This is a genomic window from Lactobacillus xujianguonis (assembly GCF_004009905.1).
In the GTDB taxonomy this organism is placed as follows: domain Bacteria; phylum Bacillota; class Bacilli; order Lactobacillales; family Lactobacillaceae; genus Lactobacillus; species Lactobacillus xujianguonis.
On record NZ_ML136877.1, the window covers coordinates 21512 to 43036 of the forward strand.

Genomic DNA, 21525 nt, shown 5'->3' on the forward strand with positions numbered 1-21525 from the left:
TTAACTTTTAGAGTGAGGGAAAAAGATGACAAAAACAAAAACTGTTTATTTCGGTGCTGGTTGGTTTAACGACAAGCAAAACAAAGCCTATAATGAAGCAATGGCTGCTTTAAAGGCTAACCCAACCATCGACTTGGAAAATAGCTATGTGCCTTTGCAAAACCAATATAAGGGTATCCGCGTTGATGAACACCCTGAATACTTGCATGATATCGAATGGGCTACTGCTACTTATCGCAATGATTTAACTGGGATTAAAACCAGTGACATTATGCTAGGTGTTTATTTGCCTGATGAAGAAGATGTGGGCTTAGGGATGGAACTTGGCTATGCTTTAAGTCAAGGTAAATTTATTCTCTTGGTAATCCCAGATGAATATTATGGCAAGCCAATTAATTTAATGAGCTGGGGCGTTTGCGACAATGCCATCAAGATCAGTGAATTAAAGGACTATGATTTCAACAATCCACGCTTTGGCTTCTACGATGGTGCTGTCTACTAAAATTTAGGGCAATTAAATGACTCTTCACATAATCTATGGTGAAGAGTCATTTTTTTGAATTTATTAACATATATTGTTCTTTCCAAGTAATGATATTAAAGTGATTTAATTAAATAATTATTATTCTATGTCCACTGATAGTTTCGGACCTCTTATGTAAATTATCACTTTGTTAGCTTTTTGATCACATTATCTGTGATGCCCATCGGAATCACAACCTTTCAGTTATCTTACTTGTTGATCCTTAAGTGCCCATCGGAACTCATCCTTTCTTAATTATTTTTATCTTCTTTTCTTTACACTCATAATATACCATGCTTTTAAAAATAAATAAAGCGCTTTCACTCAAAATAATAAAAAAACTAGTAGTTTTTTGACTACTAGTTTCTGACCACTTACTCTTTATTCAGCTTGGTATCTAGAAACCCCGTTTAAGTAGGTTTCTTGTAAGGTCATAGCTGGATTCAAAATCAAGAAATCAGCTGGCTTATCTGGCTTAATTGAGCCACATTGCTCAAGCAAGTGGGCACTCTTAGCTGGAACATAGGATGCCATCATCACGGCCTTTTCTGGCGTGACAATGTTCCAATCAACTACATTCTTCACGCCGTCCTTTAATTGCAAAATACTACCGGCTAAGTTATCGCCGTCCTTTAAGCGGGCCATGCCATCTTTGACATAAACTGGTAATTCTCCAAGCATATAATCGCCATCAGGCATCATTCCAGCTTCCATACAGTCTGTAATTAAGGCAATGTGTTCTGGACCAACGGCATTAATTAATGCCCGAACCATTGCTGGTTGCACATGGTGACCATCACAGATCAATTCATCAGTCACATTATTTAAGGCCATAGCTGCATTAGAAATAGTTGGGGTATGGTGACTGGGATCAGGCATCCCATTATAAGTATGGGTAAACATGCTAGCACCTGCTTCAACTCCTGCTACTGCTTCATCAAAACTAGCACTAGAGTGACCTAGGGCAACTACGATTCCTTCTTTAACTGCTTCACGAATAAATTCTGGTGAGCCTTTTCTTTCAGGAGCCATGGAAATTTTCTTCAGCATCCCATCAGAAGCCTTGAGCCATTTATTAAATTCATTAATATCAGGATCAATCATGTATTTAGGATTTTCTGCTCCCGCATGCTCTTCAGTAAAGAATGGACCTTCAAAGTGGATTCCTTGAATTTTAGCGCCATCTTCTTCACCCTTGTGAGCCGCAAACATCTCACAAATTTTAGTCAACGTACTACTTGCAGCAGTGATCGTCGTTGGCATCCAAGAAGTTACACCAGCACTGAGAAGGCCCTTGGAAATTTTATTAATTCCTTCCCAATCACTCTTCATGGTATCTTCCCGTAAAGAACCGTGAATGTGGGTGTCAACGTAACCTGGAGCAACCCATTTACCAAGATAATCAACAATCTTGCCAGTTGGCTTTTGACTTTCTGGATAGTAAAAGCCAAATTTACCATTATCTTCAACGGCTAAGTAACCGCCATTTTCAGTGCGGTTTTCTAAAAAGAATTTATCAGCATGAATGTAATAGGTCATTTTAACAAGTCCTCTTAATTACTCAAATATCTCTTTTAAATTAATTTTTGTCCTCTTTATTTTACTTGATAAAATTGGTATTTACCAGTTTTATTGCATTTGCAAGAAAATCTTATCCTTTTTTAGTTATAATAAGAACTAACAAGTTTAATTAGGAAGAAGCAATATGACACAAGATACGCAAACAAATAGACACCAATTAGGACAACTTATCGGTGCAAATAAGCGCGATCACTTTTATGAATTGCACTATGTAACTGGAGAAGTTGCCCGGCTTTACATTTTAGGCAATGGAATTTTCCGTTACTTTCTTGATCCACAAAAAGAATTTAACGAAGATCATTCACATTTAGTCGATTTAAGTAAGTTTAATAATCAATTTTTCACGAAATCACGCCCACGTGCAACTAGTGATTCGTTAATCATTCAAACTGGTAATTACCAATTAATTTTGGGGCAAAAGTCAGCAACGATTACCATTTTCGATGAAACGCTGCATCGGACCCGGATGGTTCAATTGAGCCCACTTGAAATTGGCCCTGGCCAAACCACTGAAATTCTTAAACAAAACAAAAATGAATTTTACTTTGGTGGAGGTTTACAAAATGGTTCTTTTAGCCATAAAGGTAACCACATTGAAATCAAGCGCGACCAAATCACTGGTGACGGCGGCGTATTGAGCCAAGTGCCATTTTTTTGGTCAAATGCTGGTTTTGGTGAGTTCAGAAATACGCTTGAACCTGGTGAATATGATTTTGGTTCTGTCCAAAAGGATGCAACCATCATTACTCACACCAGTGGTGTGTTTGATAACTTCTACTTAATTGGTAATTCACCTAGTGATATTTTGGCGAAATATTATGCCTTAACTGGAACACCATTGATGCCACCAAAATATGCCCTTGATTTGGGTTACGTCGGGAATTTTTACTCAACTCTCTGGCAGCCAAGTGAAGCTAAAGAGCGTAATGCGACCATGTTTGAAGACGGTAACTATTACACCCGCACTACCGATAGCAATTTAGCTAGTGCTAAAGCTTCCTTAAACGGCGAAGAAGAATATCAATTCTCGGCCCGTGCCATGATTGATCGTTATCAAAAACTCCACTTCCCACTAGGCTGGATGATTCCTAACTTCCAAATTCAAGCAGTTGATCCCGATGCCTTAGCTGGCTTTAGCGAATATGCCAATACCCACGGCGTGGAAACTGGACTTTGGAGTGATGAAGTGCTGACAGATTTGCCAAAGAACACTTCCTTTATTGCTACTAAGCAAACTAATGCCAAGGCCTTAAATCAAGATATTGACCTCTTAAAGGCCGCTTTAAATCGGCGCCGACCATTAATCTTCACTGATAATGGTCTAACTGGTAGCCAAGCACAATCTGCCTTAATCTTTGGAGACGCAGGTGGTAATTGGGAAAGTATCGGTACCCAAGTGGCTGGCTTTTTAGGTGCTAACTTATCAGGTGAACCACTGACTAGTGGCAGTGTTGACGGCACCATTGGTGGTGGCAATGCTCAAATTTCAATTCGTGACTTTGAATGGAAAGCCTTTACGCCTTTCTTATTTACGATTGATGATCAAGGTAAGTTCAGTAAGACGCCTTTTGCTTATAACAGCAAGATGACCCGGATTAACCGGGCTTACCTCAACTTACGTAATCAATTAAAGAATTACTTATATGCTTTAATCTACCAAGCCCAGTTAGGTGCACCAATCATGCGGGCCCTCTTTATTGAATTTCCACATGAACAAGTTAATTACACTGAGCAAGTTAAACATGAATTCATGCTTGGTCCTAACTTGTTAATTTCACCAATTACTAATGGCCGTGAAGATGGCGCTGGTAATTCACGTAAGGATAATTTATATCTGCCAAACCACCGCACCATGTGGATTGACTTATTCACTGGTGAAAAATACTTAGGTGGCCGCGTCTATAATAAGTTGTCTTACCCAATCTGGCACTTACCTGCCTTTGTCCGCGGTGGCACTATCTTAGACTTAGGTAAACGTGATTATGTCTTGTACCCTCAAGGTAAGAGTCAAATGACCTTCTATGATGACAATGGCTATAATGACTTCACGCATAACCATTCAGAAACTAAGATCACCAGTAACCTTGAATCAAGCAAGTTAACGATTACGATCGATCCAACCCAAGGCGATTTCAGCGGGATGGAAGATGAAATGCCAACTAACTTGAATATTATGTGTGATAGTTACCCTGACCGCTTGACGGTGAAGATCAATGATCAAGAAGTTAAGATGCAAGAATACGGGACCGTTGATACTTTTGCGCACGCTAAGGAAGGATTCTTCTACAACACTAATTACAGCTGGATGCCAGAATTTGACCAATACCGTGAAGCAAAGCAAGTTGCATTGCAAATCAAACTGGCCAAGCGCGATATCACTGATTCTAAGATTGAAATTACGATTCAAAACTTCAATTACGGTAATCAAGTTTTGGTGCACTCAATTACTGACTCTGTTTTACGTGCACCAAAACAAGCAATCATTGATCCTGAAAAGATTACCGCTCATTCAATTAATGTCAGCTGGCCAAAGGTAACTGATAAGGTTCAAATTGAGCTCAATGGCATTCTTTACGATGGTATTGATGGCGAAAGCTTTACTTTCCACGAATTGACGCCAAATACCCGCTACATTTTACGGATTAGAAACGTCGCTGGCAATAAGGTCTCTGAATGGTCCGAACCATTCGGCGCAATTACTAAACGGGCGGCGATGGATTATGCCTTACATGATGTCACCGTAACTTCTAACTACGAAGCTGCTAGTGACCATCCATTAAGCTACTTAACCGATTTGAAACTGGCAAGTGAATGGCAAACTAAGGAACGCTTTAGCACCGAGAAACCATTACAACTGACCTTTAACTTTAGACAAGCTGAGAAATTAAGCCGGATGACCTTTATTCCGCGCAACGTTGATCATGAAGGTGATCCAATCGAAGTCGGCTTAGAAATTTCAAAAGATGGTCAAAACTTTGCGCCATACGGTGACCGTTACACTTGGAAAGCTGATAGCAAGAACAAAGTGATCGGCTTAAGAGACGTTACCGCCAAGACCATTAGATTAACAGTCTACAAGTCCTCTGGTTCAATTGTGGCTGGTAAAGAAGTCATCTTCTTTAGACAAAAAGATAAATAAGAGTAAAAAATAAAGCACCAAAATTGGTGCTTTATTTTTATCCTAAAAACTTAGGATCAATAAATTTATTAATAATCTGGTTTACTTGCTCAGAATTATCATATTTACGGATTACGGCTAAGAAATCTTTCCCTGTTGCCTGCTTCATGTAGTAAGTCTGGCAATAATCCTTCATGGCATTGAAGAATTTTTCCTTACCCATTGCTACCATCAATTCCGCATAAAAGGCTTTAGCACCCTCATAATCAAGATTCGTCTCATCTTGTCCTTTAGGAATTTTATCCATTGGATAATTAATGATCGTTTTCTTCTTAGAAGCAATTGCCTTCTTAACTTCGTCAGTAAAGAGCTTCATTGTGTTGGCCTTAGTCTTCTTAGTTGGTAAAGATACATGGTTAAGTTTAAGGAAAAGATCAGAACTTTTAGTTTCAGTTAAATCATAAACGTAATCTTCACTAAATTCGGCCATACCTTCATCTAGCCAAGCTTCATTGAACTCATCTGAACCAATCATGCCAAAGAACCATTGGTGAGCCACTTCATGACTAACATCTTGCAATAATTCGTAGCCAGCTTGCATTCCAGCCTTTTTCTTAGCTAAGAAGCCTTCATCAGAGACCATAATTAAGCCGGTGTATTCCATTCCGCCAGTATCTTCGGGGAACGGACTTTGGGTGATATCTAATTCTGGATAAGCATATTTAACCCCGTAAGTCTTTTTAAACAGCTTTAAACTATCTTTTGCTGTTTGATTACTTAACTTCACGTAATTGCGGATATTTTGCTTATTTTTACTTAAGAAATAAAAATTCTTGATCTTAATGCCATCAGTCTTAGTTTGACTCACCTTAAAACGGTTAGAAGCGACAATCGCTAAGTCCCTAGTTTGCGGAGAATTAATGATAGTTTTCCCCTTTTTCGTGGTGTGCTGGCCGCTAGCTGCCACCTTGTAAGCCCGCGGTGCAAGGAAAGTAACTTGATAGTCACTGACTACACTATTGCGATTTTCTCCTTCATCAGAATAAGGATGAGCGACCCATTGGCCATGACGGTAGTCACTCAAATATGGGAAACAGAAGGATAAATTATAAAGTTTACCGCCATTAACTTTTTGATAACCAAAGCGGTCGCTGCGGTAAGGTACAGAAGTTGTCACCTTCACCATTAACTTTTGACTTTGACCAGGATCTAATTCTTTATTCAAATTAACATAGAGATCACTATGATCTTTCCCCAGCTTGTAAGTCAATTTTTGCTTACCAGTAGTAATTTGCTTAATCCTAGTCTTAACCTGGCGATTATGTTTAGCAAAATGCTTTTGATCATACTTTAAAACACCGGCCGCAATATTACGGACTAAGACTTGCTTAAAAGTCTGATCACTATTATTTTGCAGGTTAATCGTCACCTTTTCTGTCAATTGATTCTTCTTTGGATTCAATTTAACCTGCATTTGATAATGAGTAGCCTTAATAGTTGGATCGGTGCTAGCAGCTTGCAAGTTAGTAGTCAAGCAGAAACTTAAGCCTAGTGTGATCACCGCACTTAAAGTGAGCCAAATTCTCTTTTCTTTCATAACAATTCCTTTTTCTTTAAAAAATTAATTATGCTTAAAGATACCACGATTGCATGCAAAAAGCAGCCATTTTTTGGCTGCTTTTTTCTTTTATGCTAATTCTTGTTGAAGCCATTCAAGACTTAAATTAAACCAATGAGTGGCATGCGGATTATTCTGCCAAGCGTTGCCTTCTTCAACCACTTCTGGTCGCGCTAGTGAAAAGCCATGCCCGCCTCGAGTAAACAAATGAACTTCACATCTAACCCCATTATCATGTAAAGTCTTAAGATATTCGATTGAATTACTAATTAAAACTACTGGATCATCCCAAGCCTGGAAAATAAAAGTAGCTGGTGTTTCACGTGTAACACCTAAAGCACTATCTTGCAATTTGGGATCATCAGGCATGTCTTTTTCTTCGCCATCAGGAATTGGAAAGCCAATGTGTTCAATATTAATTAACGGATACCCTAAAATTGTCCGATCAGGTCGTACATTCTTAGCCTCATAGTTAAATTGACTTTGGTATTTTTCACTATTTGCCATGTAGTTGGCACTACTTGCCACGTGACCTCCAGCTGAAAAGCCAATCGTAATAATCTTATGCGGATCAATCTGATATTCAGCGGCATGATCGCGGAAATATTTAACCGTGGTTAACACATCTAAGCCGGCATCTGGATAAATCTTCCCTGGATCTTGAACCAAGTTATATTCCATCACCACACTGTTATAACCATGGCTAGCATATGCTAAAGCAACTGGTTCACCTTCACGTAAAGACAAATGATCAAAACTCCCACCTGGAATCACAATGATCAACGGCTTTACTTTTTCAACCAGCTTGGGATTGTCAGCCAAGAAATAAGTATGAACCTTAAATTGCCGGCCATTAAAATTAGTTAGGGTTAGATTTTCCGTTTTCATTTTTCACCTCAGAATTACCCAATCCTCTTGCTAAAAGCAAGGAAGAAAGTGGGACTGTTAACAACACCCCAATCAAAGAATACATAATAATTAAGGCTTCGTTAACGAATAACTTTTCATTTACAATTTCACCAAAAGTATAACCTAAGCGGAAATACCATAAAAATAATGACAAAAAGCTGCCGAACATCCCAAATAAAATGGTGTTCATAGCCGTGCCTAACACATCATTACCAATCGCTGTACCACTTGCTTCGAGTTCTTCTTTAGTAATCATTGGATTATGCTTTTTCAGCTCAAGTAAACCTGAACTCATAGCTACCGCTGCTTCCGCAATTGCACCCAAAGTTGAAAAGATGGCCACTGTAATGGCAATCATCGGATAACTTAAGCCTGGCATTTGTGACAAACCGACTAAAACTTCACCAGCTTCTGGGCCCAGTCCAGCAGCTTGTGCTAGCCATTGTCCACCTAAAATTACTACACTAACCAACAAACAAACAATTAAAGCAGCAATAAAAGAATTTTTAGCTACCGTATAATCGTGAGTTCCTAAGTAAATGATCGTGACCAACTTCAAAGGAATAAAAATCAAAGTGATAATTGGAATATTTACTCCCCAAGAGATCAGCATCGCTACTAAAATCAGTAATAAAGTATTAATTAGCACACTAAAGAAACTACGGATGCCCGTTTCCCCGCCTACTAATGTCATTAAAATCGCCAACACGATGATTAAAGCAAGGAGCGTACTCATTTATTCTGCTTCCCCCTCTTTTCCTTCAAGAACAATAAACTGCAAGCTGTCGCAAAGACAACAGTTAAGACAATACTAATCGCTGAAATCGCGCTTTGTGTTGCTCCTAAAGATAAAGTAAAGCCAAAGGCAGAACCTAAAGTATTGTTATCACGTAAATAAAGAATTGTCATTGGCAATGCTTCAGCAATAAAGATCAAGACCAAGACATTAATTAATGGTCCCATGATTTCTTGCCCCATTGTCCGACCACTTTGAATTAATTGCTTAGCCGTAATTTCTTTCTTTACTTGGACGACTTCGTACAGGCTGGAAATAATATCCGTTGCTTCATCCATTACCGCACCAAGCACTCCAAGGAGAGTCTGTGCTAAAAAGATGCCACGTGGATCTTGAGTTGCGTAGTCACCGGTTTCGTATTTCATTTCCGATTCACCAGTTAATTTCATAATTAAATAGCAAATCGCAAAGGAAACAAATACCCCAAGTAAAGTCGCTAGCCAAGTTGCTAGCATCTTTTTATTAAAGCCTTGCACAATCAGCAAGCTAAAGAATGAAAAGACAATGTCAGCTAAACTAAAGAGTAAAACAATATAAGTACCATTTAATTTTACATCTAAAACGATCACAGCGTAAAAAATTAACCAACTTAAAGCCATCGAAACGACTAAAGCGATGGTATGCTTACCAACTGTCGCCACCATTAAAGCAATGGTAATCGTCAAGATTAAGACTAATACCCAGTCGCGTTTAGGATTACCTAAAGCGACATTGCCTTTTTTGATACTGACAAAAATTCGCTGTCCTGCCCGATATTTTTGCGTGATTAACTGAGATGGATAATAAACATTCTTTTCCGTAAAGGTTTTCCCTTTGTATTTTCCATCTAAAACGCGTAAATGAATGGTTTGTTCACGCGTTTGATCTTGATTGTTATAAACATCTTTATTCTTTTCAACTAAGCGATCAGGAATATGCGTATCAGTAATTACTGCGACATTATCCTTTTGATAAATACCCACAGCAAAATACGTTGCCGCTGATAGCAATCCGCCGATCCCTAATACCAATAACGCTAGCCAATATTTGCGTTTAATCTTACGCATCTAACCCCTCGTTTCTCGTTACTTTTTTACTCTAAAACAAAAGACGGCTTTTAATAAAGCCGTCTTACTAAATCTTAATAATTTAAAAATCTTTGCCACCAATGCTTTTTCTTTACTGGAACTTGCATATCTTCTAAGGTTCGATGAACATTGGCTGTGGCCCGTTTTTTAGCATTTTCCTTAGCCTTAGCAATAATTTGCTCATGCATTTCTGCTTGGGATTTTTCCTTATCAGCTTCAACTTCTGCCCGCTTTTGTGCCTTTTCCTCTTCTGGAGTTTTAATTTCTTCAGCACTTACAACTTCTGAAATATCAGGTAAAGTTGTTTGGGGTTGAGCTTTAGGCGCTGCAAGCTGCTTTTGTTCATCTAGTAAAGTTTGATTTTGCTTTTCAATTTTATTCAATTGTTGTTGCAAACTGCTAATTGCTTCATTTTGCGTGGCAATTGTATGTTGTAAAGCCGTTAATAATTTCACCATTTGCGCGGTGCTCATTATTTCCTTGGGCTCTTCTTGCGCTTTAGCCCGCTTTTTAGCAGTTTCTGCTTGATCAGTAACTTCATAAATTTGACGAGCAGCTTCTTGCAAAGTTAGGCCATTGTTTTTCGCTAACTTATGAAAGGCATCCAGATCGGCAATATCTTTTTGATGATACAAGCGCGCATTTTGCTTGGTGCGTTCAAAATATTGATGATTGCCGGTAACCTTTTCCACAATTAAAGAATACTTTCTTAAAGTGGCAACACTAATGCCTAATTCTTTAGCAGCTGCCTTTGGTGTCTGAAGTTCCTCAAAATCATGCTTGTTACTTGTCATTCACTTACTCCAATCCACCGCATTAATCATGCTTATGAAGCAAAGTCTTCTTGTGATCGAATCTTTCTTGTCCTACTTCAATCAAACGCGTAATTAAGTCAGGATATGAAATGCCAGCTGCTTCAAAAAGCTTTGGATACATACTGATGTTAGTGAAGCCTGGCAAAGCGTTAACTTCAGTTAGAACTACTTCACCACTAGGAGTGAGCATGGAGTCAACCCGAGCCATTCCTGAACATTCAGTAGCTTGGTAAACTTTCAAAGCATTAGTACGAACTTTTTCGACGATTCGATCTGGTAAATCAGCTGGAATTTGTAGCTTAGAAGTTGAATTATCATCATACTTGTTTTCGTATGAATACCAAGAACCAGCAGCATTAGTAATTTGACCAACGCCAGAAACAAGTGGCTTGTCGTTACCTAAAACGGCAGTTTCAACTTCGGTACCAGGTACTGTTTCTTCAACTAAGACCTTATCATCATACTTAAAGGCTTCATCAAGGGCCTTTTGGTATTCTGCGGCATTAGTAACATGGCTAACCCCGACAGAAGAACCTTGGTTAGAAGGCTTAACGAACATGTCCTTGCCTAATTTTTCAGCAACCTTGTCGTAATTTAATTTGTCATTGTTCTTATCTTCGTATTCAAAGCGTTTAACCGCAATCCAGTCAGCAACTGGAACGCCAACTCTTTGCGCTAAAATCTTGGTGAATTCCTTATCCATTGTCACTGCAGCAGCTAAGATATCATCACCAACAAAAGGCTTATCTAAGATCTTGAACAAACCTTGCAAACCACCATCTTCACCTAAATTACCGTGAACGATTGGGAAGAAAATATCAATTTCTGGCAAATTAGCAAGTTCAATCAAGTTAGACAAGTTCTTAACCTTATGTGGATTCTTTACTTGATAAGAATGATCCTTTAAAACTTTGAAGGATTCTTCTTCATCGGCAAAGTAGCCATCATTGGTAATCCAAATTGGATGCACATCAAACTTGTCTTTATCAATTGCCTTATAAATATTACTACCTGATACAATTGAAACTTCGTATTCGGATGAATTACCTCCGAAAATCAAACCTACTTGTGTTTTCTTAGTCATTGTCTTTTTTACCTCTTAATAATTGTTACCATCTCTTAATTATACGCAATAATACTGGGAAAAACGAAGATTTACCAAACATTTTTCAATAAAGCCTTTTCAACTTGCGTTATAATAACTTTAATAAGACAAAAGAAGGAAGTGACAGTATGTTTCTGCGCCGACTTTCAATCATGCTGGTCGCCGAACTATCGCTTGCGGCTCCCTTTAGCTTAATTAATCAAAACGCCAAAGCTGCAACATTTTCACCAGGAGAAGTTTCGCAAGTTCATCATTTTCAAAAAGAATATGCTAGCTTAAGTAAAAAAAGATACAATATCAATAATCTTTATGATGAGGCGCCTCACCTTTCAGCACCCTTTAAGGCTGGAAAATTGAAGAAGAATTACATCTCCAGTCAATTAGCTTATATTAATTATTACCGTAGCTTGTTTGGATTGCCGGCAGTCACTGCCAATGCGACTACTAACACAACTGCCCAAAAAACGGCAGCCGTGATGGCAGCGATAAATGCTAATCCTTTTATTAATCAACATGGCTTGCCTTCAGAAACTAAGCCAAATTACATTAACCATTCACTTTGGAAATTAGCCCAGGATACTTCTGAAACTTCTAACTTGAACTTTAATGTTAATGATCAAACAGCTGGCGACGTTATTACTGATTTGTTAACTGACCATTATAATTTAACCGGTTCAGATACAGGTCACAGGGCTTGGCTTTTATCTACACGGCTTACCACTACTGGAATTGGCGCTGCTTATGGTAGTAACGGTTACCGTTATTCTGTGCAAAAAGTTTTAAATGTTGATGACTTGTTTAAACCAGCAAGTAAAGCTGCTGTGGTTTACCCAAGTAATGGTGTTTTCCCAGTTGAATTAGCCAAAGGTAAAAAAGTTGCTTGGTCAATTTATCTATCTAATCGCGCTTTTACCAAAAAGCCCAAGATTACGATTACTGACAAAGACACCAAGATTACCCATACTGCCACTAATATTAAAAACTACAGTAACAATGGCTATGGAAATTTCAAAACTGTAATTACCTATTCACCTGGTAAAACTAAAATTATTGCCGGTCACGAATATGTAGTTAAAGTTAATAAATTATACAAATATTCCTTTAAATTATTTAAACAGACAACCAACCTGCGTCAAGCTAGTCAGCATTTAACTAGCAAAGCTAAAACCTACCAAAATGCTTTGGCGCAAAAAAATACGACGACTAAATCGCCGTTTCTAATCCAAAATGCAAAATTGTGGGCCACCCGAGATTTGAAGAGTAAACTTTCACAACCGTTTAATTATTTTGATTCTTTAAAAAAGGGCCAATGGGACCACAATTTTTTTATTCGTAATTTACTAAAAATTAAGTAAAAAAGTGAGTGGGAAAATTTCCAGCCACTCTTTGCATTCTCCATTCCAGAATTATCGTGTTCAGAAACAAAAATAGCCGACTATAGCTAGAACATGACTTGAATACTTCGTATTCTAAGTCAGTTCTACGCTATCTCGGCTATTTGTCGAGGAGTTTCTTCACACTCACAAAACTTTCGCTAAAAAGTCCTGTGCCCGCTTGCTAGTCGGATGAGCAAAGAATTCTTCTGGCTTGTTCTTTTCTTGCAGATAACCATCTGCCATAAACCAGATTTCATCGGCAACTTCACGAGCAAAGCCCATTTCATGCGTTACCACAACCATTGTCATCCCTGAATTAGCCAAATCTTTCATGGTCGTTAATACTTCACCAACCATTTCCGGATCAAGCGCACTAGTTGGTTCATCAAAGAGCATCACTTCGGGATGCATTGCCAAAGCTCTAGCAATCGCTACTCTTTGTTGTTGTCCACCAGAAAGACTAGTTGGATATTGTTGTGCGCGATCTTTTAAACCAACTTTAGCTAACAAGGACAAGGCTTCTTTTTCAGCTTCAGCCTCACTTTCACCTTTAACTTTCATTGGCGCCAATTTAATATTTTCAATGACGTTCATATTCGGGAACAAATTAAAGTTCTGGAAAACCATTCCCATCTTTTCCCGTAATTCATCTAACTCTTGACCGTCTTTTAAACTAGCCAAATCAGTTCCGTCAAAGATAATCTTGCCGGACATTGGCCGTTCCAAGACGTTTAAGCAGCGCAAAAAAGTACTTTTACCTGAGCCTGAAGGGCCAATAATACAAATCACTTGGCCTTGATCAACTTCAGCGGAAATGTCCTTTAAGACTTCATTTTTGCCAAAATTCTTTTTTAAATGGTCAACTTTAATAATTGCATTAGTCATTGTGTTTCATCCGTTTCTCAAAATGATTCAAAATTCTTGATAAAGTGAAAGTCATGATGAAGTAAATAATCATCGCAATAAACAACGGTAGTACTCCGCGGTAGGTGGACGTCTGAATTAATTGCGTTTGGTACATCAATTCAGAAACCCCGATGACAGAAACCAATGAACTATCCTTTAACAAAGTAATGAATTCATTACCCAGTGCTGGCCAAATATTCTTCAACGCTTGAGGAATAACAACATAACGGTAAGTCTTAGCCTGACTTAAACCGAGTGAGCGGGCTGCTTCAGTTTGACCCTTAGCAATCGAATTAATTCCTGACCGAATATCTTCAGCGACATATGCCCCAGAATTGAGCCCAATGGCAATGATTCCGGCCATTACCGCTGATAAGTTAGAAATCAAATAACCAACCCCAAAGTAAATGAACAGAATCTGTACCATTTGTGGTGTACCCCGGACAAATTCGATATAACAAACGGCAAGCCAGTGTACTAACTTAATCTTGGAAAGTCGCATTAAAGCTAAGATCGTTCCTAAAATTACCCCAATCAAAACAGAGAAAATCGTAATGACGATGGTATACCAAACACCCTTTACAAAGTAAGGAGCGTATTTCATCATGGTATTGTTTTTATTGGCGGTCTTCATATACTTAGCAGCTTCAGGAAGATATTTCTTATCAATCAAGTGCTGCTTTTTCACCTGGTTAATCGTCTTATTAACTTGCGCTACTAAGTCATTTTGCCCTTTAGCAATCGCAATGGCATTACCTGCTTGATCTTCTTTTAAGTCAGATCTAACAGCTAGTAAACTCGGATTATTTTGGGCATAAGCCTTCGCAATTAATTCTTCCACAACTACCCCGGCAACTTTACCAGATTGCAAAGCCAAAACCAGGTTATTAATCTTACCTAAGCCCTTAACTTTACTACCCTTCATCTGCTTTTGGATTAAATTGTATTGAATACTACCTGTTTGGGCACCTAAAGTTTGGCCTTTAAAGTTCTTAATATTCTTATATTTATTCCGATCACGTTTATTAATTAGGAAATATTCACCACTTGGCCGATAATAAATCTTAGAAAAAGCCACACTCTTTTTCCGTTCAGGAGTTGGGGTCATCGCAGAAATAACCATGTCAACTTTACCTGTCTCAAGAGCTACCAATAACGAGTCAAAGCTCATATTTTTGATCACTAACTTGGCATGTAAATCTTTAGCAATATCCTTAGCTAATTCAATATCTACCCCAACATACTTGGTTTTGCCATTTTCACTAGCTGTAAATTCAAGCGGTGGATAGTCAGCAGAGGTACCAACTACTAATTCTTTACTAGTTTTGATCTTTTTTAAAACTGTGCCTTCCGCAACCTTTTTTTCAGTATTAGCGGCATAAGTTACCGAATTATACGAAAAAAGGGTGGAAAACATTATTACTAGCGCCATCACAATTGCGCCGATCTTACTCTTTTTCATCGTTTCACCCAATCATTAACATTAAAAAATAATTAAACTGATTAACTAAGTATAGCACTTAAACAAAAAAAGAGTCCAGCAATTTTTTCAAAATTGAACTAGACTCATTTATTATTTTTTTAATTTGCAGTTGTAATTTGCCATGGAATTGCGCAAATTATATAAAGCACTACGCCAACAATGACAAATTCTAAGAAGACCCCACTTGCAATCTCCATCAAAAAGCCTAAATCGGCTAATTGCAAAGTCTCAACATTAAAGACAACTGGAATTAAAGCTAGCAGACCATTAATCAGAATTAGCCAAAAGCCGGCCCACATTCCAGCTGCAGTCACATCGTGCACCAAGGCCTTCGTACTACTGCGTGAACGCATATCACTAATCAGTGAGAGCAAAGTAATAATCGTGATCACCACAATAATCACATTGACGATTAACAACAAAGTGGCAATATTGGCACCTAAAGCAACTACTTGCAGATTAAAGGCCTGAGCTACTAAATAAGCGGCATTACTGCCTTCTTTTTTCAATCGTTTACGTACTGCTTGCGCACCACTTGAAGCACCTTGATCAACGCTTTTATCAATTGTCGTTAAGATTTGTTCTGCTAGTGGCAAACTATTCATCTTAAACCAGTGTAAACCTAAGGAATAATCAATTACTTGATCAGCAATTGGTTCACTTTCTTGAACAGTTAGTAAGTTGGAATCATCTTCCTGCTTGGCACCAATTAATTCAGCCAAAGTATTAAAATGACTGTTTACCTGCCGCACAATTACAGCTCGATTATTACTAGTGCGAATCTGCCCTTTCATAAAAAGCGGATTTAAAAAAGTTGCCGTAATCATCACAAGCGCTAAAATAATAAAAATTACAAAAGCCAGCGTTCGTTTATACTGGCTAGTCTGCTCGTGATCCATCCGGCGTAACTCACCGCGTGAGTTATCTACCATGTTTTTCCCCTTTTAGCTGATAATTTCTTTATCCTCATCAAACATCGTATCGATGGCAGTGTGAACACTTTCCATATCAGCTGATTCAATAATATCGTGGCCATCTTTTAATGCTTGGTCAATTTCAGCTGGCTTGCAGTGACAAAAGCTAAACATCAAAGAACTAGTCGTATAATCTGCTAGTTGCTCTGCTGTTAAGCGGTGCTTCTTACGGTCATGATAAAGGCGACCTGCACCAATCGTCACAAAAGAAATCCCACTTTCAAGCTCATTTTGACTAGTACCAACATCATCAAATAAGTGCGTATCGCGCACCCATTTAATAAGCATGACACCCCAATTATCCAAAGTTTCATTATTAGTAAAAGCTTGTGAAATAATTCGGTCTAGCCCAGCATCATGCATCCCTAGCACTCCGATCGTATAAACAAAAGCTTTCATATGAGCATATGGCGAGAAATGCTTGATGTTATCATAACTATCGACTTGTTCACCTAAAGTATTAAACAAGTTACGGACAATATCACTAATTAATTTAGCTTTATGTGGATAATAAGATTGTAAAAGAGACTTAGAAATGCCTGACTTTTCCGCAATCATTTGCAAAGAGACATTTTCCATCCCGTTTTCTCTAATTAATCGAAAAGTATTCCCAAGAATAACTCTTCTTCTCTTCATGTTTTTTCGTCTTGCCATAATTATTCTCCTATACGATTAATTTTCATTATACCAATGATGGGATATATATGACCAGAAAAAAGATATCTTTTCTAAAAAAATAATCCTCACCTAATGAGGATCATTTTTATGCTATTTGTTCATTATTAACTACTTCAAGCGATTTTGTTCATCAAAAATTTGGTGAATTGAACGATCGTTGTAAACATAGCCAATCCCGCGTGCCAACAATTGGTCAACAGAAATTCTAACCATGCGGTCTGGGTAATGCTTGTGCTTAATAGTATCAGTTACCACAATTTGTTCAACTGGTAATTCATTAAGGACATCAGTTGCATCTTTAGAAAGAAGAGCGTGCGTAGCAGCAACATAAACCTTAGTTGCGCCAGCTGCTAAGACTGACTTAGTTGAAGAAGCAATCCGTGAACCAGTGTCGATTAAGTCATCAACAATGATACATTTCTTGCCCTTAACATCCCCGATCATATCGTGAACTTCAGTATCATAACGCGCACCACGTTGGTCAACAATGGCAATTGGAGCATCGAAGTATTGACCAAAGTTACGAGCAAGCTTAGCACCTGAGTGATCTGGTGAAACAACAACTACGTCATCGTCACCCTTGTTAGCAATCCCGTTATCTAAGAAATATTGAGCTAGAAGTGGCATTGCATGTAAGTGATCAACTGGTACATTGTAGAAACCTTGAATTTGAGATGCGTGCAAATCAACCGCAATTAACCGATCCATCCCTGTTAATTGAAGTAAGTTTGCAATTAACTTAGCAGTAATTGGTTCACGTGAACGAGTCTTAGTATCTGAACGTGAATATGCCAAGTATGGAACTACAACGTTAATCGTATGTGCTGATGCACGGTGAAGTGCGTCAAGAATAATTTCAAGTTCCATGAAGTTTTCGTTAACAGGATCTTGAATTGATTGAATAACGAAAACATCGCAACCTCTGACAGATTCACCAATATTAACTTGGATTTCACCATCACTAAAGTGGTGAACCGCAGTTTCAATTAATGGCCGATTCAAAATAGCGGCAATTTTTTCGTTCAATGCTGGATTACCACCCAAGCCAATAACTTTCATTGGGTGTAACAATTCGTGAAGTTCTTCCTTGTTCATAGCTACCTCTTCTGAATTTAAAATCATATACAGATCTATTATATACAAAAAAGCCACACTTAGAAATAAAAGCGTGGCTTCTTTAGTTAAGAAATTTTAAATTAATACCAGCTTGGCTTATCTCCTGCAGTGCCAGGTTTGCCTAAGCCAATAGATTGCTTAACATCTTCCTTAGGATTCTTAATTAAATGGTAAACATAAGCGGCAACGGATTTTCTTGAAACTTCCGTATCAGTAATTGCTTCACCCTTCTTGGACTTTTCGTAATCAACTTCATTTTTGTCATCCATCCAAGTTGGACGAATAATAGTGTAATCAAGATCAGAATCTTCAATCCGCTTAGCAGCCTTGGCGTATTCAGTAATATAATCACCTAAAGTTGCTTTATTCCATTCGCCGAACTTACCAGGTACTTCATCATAAATACCTAAAGTAGAAATCCAGATTAATCGCTTCACATTAGCGTTATGCATGGCCTCAATGACAGCTTCAGCTTCCAAGTCAATTTCGTCTTTGCCACCTAAATTAGCATAAACAATATCTTGACCCTTCATTGCTTTTTCTAGTTGAGCAGCATCAGTTGCACTACCTTCGATAATACGCGCTTGCCCCTTTTTATCAGACATGCGTTCAGCGTTACGTAAGAATAAAGTTGTTTCGACATCTTGATCTGCCAGCATAAATCTTTCAGCGATTTGCGCCACTTGTCCATGTGCACCTAGAACAACAACTTTTACCATTTCTATGACCTCTTTTGCTTAATCTACTGTTTACTCGTATTTTAACGCAAGCAGTAAGAAAAACATACCAATTATCTTATTTGCAAAAGTCTTTGATTAAATCAAGCATCTTCAAACTTTTAACAGCATAGCTATTGTGAGTCTGACGTGGCATCAAAATTAAGTGAGCGTTAGGTATTAGTTGACTATACCAACGGACGTGCTCAACTTTAACCCAATCTTTTTCGCCGACAACACATAAAACCGGAATCTTGATCTTCTGTAAGGTCTCTTCTGACATGAAACTCTCAGTTAATTCAACCCGGCTATCACGGTCCAACTTCATAAAGCGCAATACACCTTCAGTCAAATAATGATATGGCTGAATGCCAGCGCTATTGACAAAAGCACCGGCAACAATAATTTTCTTAAAAATTGCTGGATGTTGGTAAGCTAGCATCATTGCTACTAACCCACCAGCATCAAAGCCGTAACAGTAGCAGCCTTCAATGCCTACTTGCTTAATAAAGCTATAGACATCTTCAACTTCTGTTTGGTAGTGTTCTGCACTGTCGCCTTCACTTAAACCGTGTCCTCGCATATCTAGCACATAAACGGTGTAATACAAAGAAAGAGGAGGAACAATTTTATCAAACATTCCTCCATCTAAGTGATGACCATGCAAAAGTAAAAGTGGTGTTCCTTTACCTAGTTTGTGGTAATAAAGTTGAACCCCATTAACCTTTTCTTTCATTGCTGTTGCCCTCATCTACTCTAACTAGTTTTTGATCTGTGAGCTGCGTTTTTTGCTTGTGTTCATTCCACAGACTATTAGCGATAATTTTCCAAACTAAATAATTAGCCTTAAAATTATCCGGCACCATCTTCAAATTGAAGTTATGAACCATACTGTCTTCACGTTGCCAGTAATGATAAAGTGATTGACTACTACAGTAAAAGCCGTCAGTTAACGATAAATAGCGCACATTAAAAATTTGGTCTTCCATAAAGGCCAATTTTTTAACAAATTGCAAATGATACTTATGGACAACTGAAGTCTTATATCCCTTATTCCAGGTATAACCCTTAACTGGTGAAACAAAAGCCTTATTAAAGAACAAGGAACCTAAAAAGTTAACAATTTGCCGGTAAGTTTGCTTCTTAGTAAGCATTTGCTCAATATTCTTCTGGGTTGCTGGAATGGAACCTGGCTTATTTTCATAATCTATCCAAAAGCCGCAACTAACCATGGCAGCTTCTGGGTGTTCATGAAAAGCTTTGACAAAATATGCAGTGTAATCAGGATCAACCCAATCATCGCCATCATGAAAAGTAAAATACGGCGTGTCAACATTTGCCATCCCGACATTGCGGGCATCCGACAAGCCACCATTAGGTTTATTAATGATTTGAAAATGACGAAATTGATCACGATATGATTCGGCTATTTCTCTAGTTTTATCTTGAGAACCGTCATTAACAATAAGCAATTTAAAGTTGGGATCGGTTTGCTTAGCTAAATGATCCAGCGCTCTTGCCAGATATTTTTCCATGTTATAGACTGGCATAATTACAGTTAATTCAGGTTGATTTAACATACTATTTCCCCCATATTTTATTTATTATAACATCACAAGCTACGGGAATAATAGCCAGACGATGACAAAGCTTAATTATTTGCTAAAATGACTTGTCTTGAAGTATTAACTTGACGCTTTGGCAAAATAGGCTATTATAATTAATCTAACTAATAAGGAGAAAAAATAAATCATGAAAAAAATAATTACATTCTTAACTATTCTGCTAGCAAGTGCCGTCGCGCTTTGGGCGCTACCTAAACAAAAAGTCCAAGCTGATGAAACGCCCGTTGTAACGCTAGGAACTTCGTTAACTGAAGCTCAAAAAAGCGGCACTTTAAAAACTTTAACCGCACCACTAAACGGCGGTAATTATCAAACAATTACCGTAACTGGTGAAGACTTAGTTAAATACCTTAACCCTTCAGGTGACAACTTCACCACTTCTTCTGGGGTCTGGTCTAGTGCCATGATTCAAAAAACTAGCCCTGGTTCTGGAATTAACGTGAAGATTTTAGACTATAATGGCCGCGACAATATTACAACCATTACGGCTAACCAATACAAAAATGCTGCTTTAACCGCTGGAATTACTGACGCTAATATCTATGTCACTAGTGCCATTCCGATTGATGGTTCTGGCGCTTTAGCTGGTGTTTATGCTGCTTATGCTAAAAACGGAGATGCCTTAAATCAAAGTCAGGTTAACGCCGCCCAAGATGAAATGAACACTTTAAGTGGGATTACCCAAGAAAATAAGAAAAAAGATGGCTATAGTGATGCTCAATTAAGCAATGCCGTTGCGGGTGCGAAAAGTGATATGGCTAAAATTGGAAACAATATTTCTGACAGCCAAATTCGGGATATCGTTAATAATCAAATTAAAATTAATCACTTAGGCGATACCATTAACAACAACCAAAAGAATCAAATTGTGAATGTGTTGATCGAAATTCGCAACTCAGGTGCTTTGAAGAATGGTAATTTTAAAGAACAAGCGGCAACTTTATCAAAGCAAATTAAGCAAAATGCTAAAGGCATCTTTGATAAATTCAACACTCCAGAAAACCGCAACTTTTTCCAACAACTTTGGGATAGCGTGGTCCACTTCTTCAGTGGCTTGTTTGGAACAGTTGTTGTAAACAGATAATTTCAATAAAAAAGAAGCTGCTGTGCAGCTTCTTT

The 21525-nt window shown here is 38.1% G+C and carries 19 protein-coding genes; 4 read left to right on the forward strand and 15 right to left on the reverse strand.

Features of this window, described 5'->3' with window-relative positions; all coding sequences use genetic code 11:
- The first annotated feature begins 25 nt into the window (after positions 1–25).
- Positions 26–502: a nucleoside 2-deoxyribosyltransferase gene (locus tag EJK17_RS04105; protein ID WP_103662047.1), complete on the forward strand. Its 477-nt coding sequence runs from the start codon at positions 26–28 to the stop codon at positions 500–502.
- 402 nt (positions 503–904) lie between these two features.
- Here the strand turns inward: EJK17_RS04105 and nagA are convergent, their stop codons facing one another.
- Positions 905–2062, reverse strand: coding sequence for an N-acetylglucosamine-6-phosphate deacetylase (gene nagA / locus EJK17_RS04110; protein WP_103662046.1), 1158 nt, complete (start codon positions 2060–2062; stop codon positions 905–907).
- Between the two features lie 166 nt (positions 2063–2228).
- Here nagA and EJK17_RS04115 point away from each other — a divergent pair, with 166 nt between their 5' ends.
- Positions 2229–5243, forward strand: coding sequence for a TIM-barrel domain-containing protein (locus EJK17_RS04115; protein ID WP_127796231.1), 3015 nt, complete (start codon positions 2229–2231; stop codon positions 5241–5243).
- Between the two features lie 37 nt (positions 5244–5280).
- On the opposite strand, the gene EJK17_RS04120 is transcribed toward EJK17_RS04115, so the two are convergent.
- The 6 genes from EJK17_RS04120 to EJK17_RS04145 all read right to left on the reverse strand — a co-directional run bounded on the left by EJK17_RS04120 (position 5281) and on the right by EJK17_RS04145 (position 11511).
- Positions 5281–6819 carry a M1 family metallopeptidase gene (locus EJK17_RS04120; protein WP_103662044.1) on the reverse strand — a complete coding sequence of 513 codons (1539 nt, stop codon included), beginning with the start codon at positions 6817–6819 and terminating at the stop codon, positions 5281–5283.
- A gap of 90 nt (positions 6820–6909) precedes the next feature.
- Positions 6910–7728, reverse strand: a complete 819-nt coding sequence (locus EJK17_RS04125) for an alpha/beta hydrolase (protein WP_103662043.1) — start codon at positions 7726–7728, stop codon at positions 6910–6912.
- A complete protein-coding gene (locus tag EJK17_RS04130; protein WP_103662042.1) occupies positions 7700–8485 on the reverse strand; it encodes a YibE/F family protein in 786 nt (261 codons plus the stop codon). Before EJK17_RS04130 ends, EJK17_RS04125 begins: the two co-directional genes overlap by 29 nt.
- A complete protein-coding gene (locus EJK17_RS04135; RefSeq protein ID WP_103662041.1) occupies positions 8482–9591 on the reverse strand; it encodes a YibE/F family protein in 1110 nt (369 codons plus the stop codon). The genes EJK17_RS04130 and EJK17_RS04135 overlap by 4 nt, the downstream gene beginning before the upstream one ends.
- Positions 9592–9665: 74 nt before the next feature.
- Positions 9666–10406 carry a MerR family transcriptional regulator gene (locus tag EJK17_RS04140; RefSeq protein WP_103662040.1) on the reverse strand — a complete coding sequence of 247 codons (741 nt, stop codon included), beginning with the start codon at positions 10404–10406 and terminating at the stop codon, positions 9666–9668.
- Between the two features lie 22 nt (positions 10407–10428).
- Positions 10429–11511: a D-alanine--D-alanine ligase family protein gene (locus EJK17_RS04145; RefSeq protein ID WP_103662039.1), complete on the reverse strand. Its 1083-nt coding sequence runs from the start codon at positions 11509–11511 to the stop codon at positions 10429–10431.
- A gap of 149 nt (positions 11512–11660) precedes the next feature.
- Between EJK17_RS04145 and EJK17_RS04150 the strand changes: the two genes are divergently transcribed.
- The gene (locus tag EJK17_RS04150) at positions 11661–12887 is read left to right on the forward strand and encodes a CAP domain-containing protein (RefSeq protein ID WP_103662038.1); all 1227 of its coding nucleotides are present in this window, start codon (positions 11661–11663) and stop codon (positions 12885–12887) included.
- A 165-nt stretch (positions 12888–13052) separates the two neighbouring features.
- On the opposite strand, the gene EJK17_RS04155 is transcribed toward EJK17_RS04150, so the two are convergent.
- The 8 genes from EJK17_RS04155 to EJK17_RS04190 all read right to left on the reverse strand — a co-directional run bounded on the left by EJK17_RS04155 (position 13053) and on the right by EJK17_RS04190 (position 20361).
- Positions 13053–13793 (reverse strand): amino acid ABC transporter ATP-binding protein, encoded by a 741-nt coding sequence (locus tag EJK17_RS04155; RefSeq protein WP_103662037.1) that lies wholly within the window; start codon positions 13791–13793, stop codon positions 13053–13055.
- Positions 13786–15276, reverse strand: a complete 1491-nt coding sequence (locus EJK17_RS04160) for an ABC transporter substrate-binding protein/permease (protein WP_103662036.1) — start codon at positions 15274–15276, stop codon at positions 13786–13788. The genes EJK17_RS04155 and EJK17_RS04160 overlap by 8 nt, the downstream gene beginning before the upstream one ends.
- 119 nt (positions 15277–15395) lie before the next feature.
- A complete protein-coding gene (locus EJK17_RS04165; RefSeq protein ID WP_103662035.1) occupies positions 15396–16229 on the reverse strand; it encodes a hypothetical protein in 834 nt (277 codons plus the stop codon).
- 12 nt (positions 16230–16241) lie between these two features.
- The gene (locus EJK17_RS04170) at positions 16242–16925 is read right to left on the reverse strand and encodes a TetR/AcrR family transcriptional regulator (RefSeq protein WP_103662034.1); all 684 of its coding nucleotides are present in this window, start codon (positions 16923–16925) and stop codon (positions 16242–16244) included.
- Between the two features lie 132 nt (positions 16926–17057).
- Positions 17058–18044, reverse strand: coding sequence for a ribose-phosphate diphosphokinase (locus tag EJK17_RS04175; protein ID WP_103662033.1), 987 nt, complete (start codon positions 18042–18044; stop codon positions 17058–17060).
- 101 nt (positions 18045–18145) lie between these two features.
- Positions 18146–18784, reverse strand: coding sequence for an NAD(P)H-binding protein (locus EJK17_RS04180; protein WP_103662032.1), 639 nt, complete (start codon positions 18782–18784; stop codon positions 18146–18148).
- Positions 18785–18860: 76 nt separating this feature from the next.
- Entirely contained in the window at positions 18861–19517 is a 657-nt protein-coding gene (locus EJK17_RS04185) for an alpha/beta fold hydrolase (RefSeq protein WP_127796232.1), read from the reverse strand.
- The gene (locus EJK17_RS04190) at positions 19501–20361 is read right to left on the reverse strand and encodes a glycosyltransferase family A protein (RefSeq protein ID WP_103662030.1); all 861 of its coding nucleotides are present in this window, start codon (positions 20359–20361) and stop codon (positions 19501–19503) included. Before EJK17_RS04190 ends, EJK17_RS04185 begins: the two co-directional genes overlap by 17 nt.
- Positions 20362–20533: 172 nt before the next feature.
- Here EJK17_RS04190 and EJK17_RS04195 point away from each other — a divergent pair, with 172 nt between their 5' ends.
- Positions 20534–21490, forward strand: a complete 957-nt coding sequence (locus tag EJK17_RS04195) for a DUF1002 domain-containing protein (RefSeq protein ID WP_103662029.1) — start codon at positions 20534–20536, stop codon at positions 21488–21490.
- Positions 21491–21525: the final 35 nt, after the last annotated feature.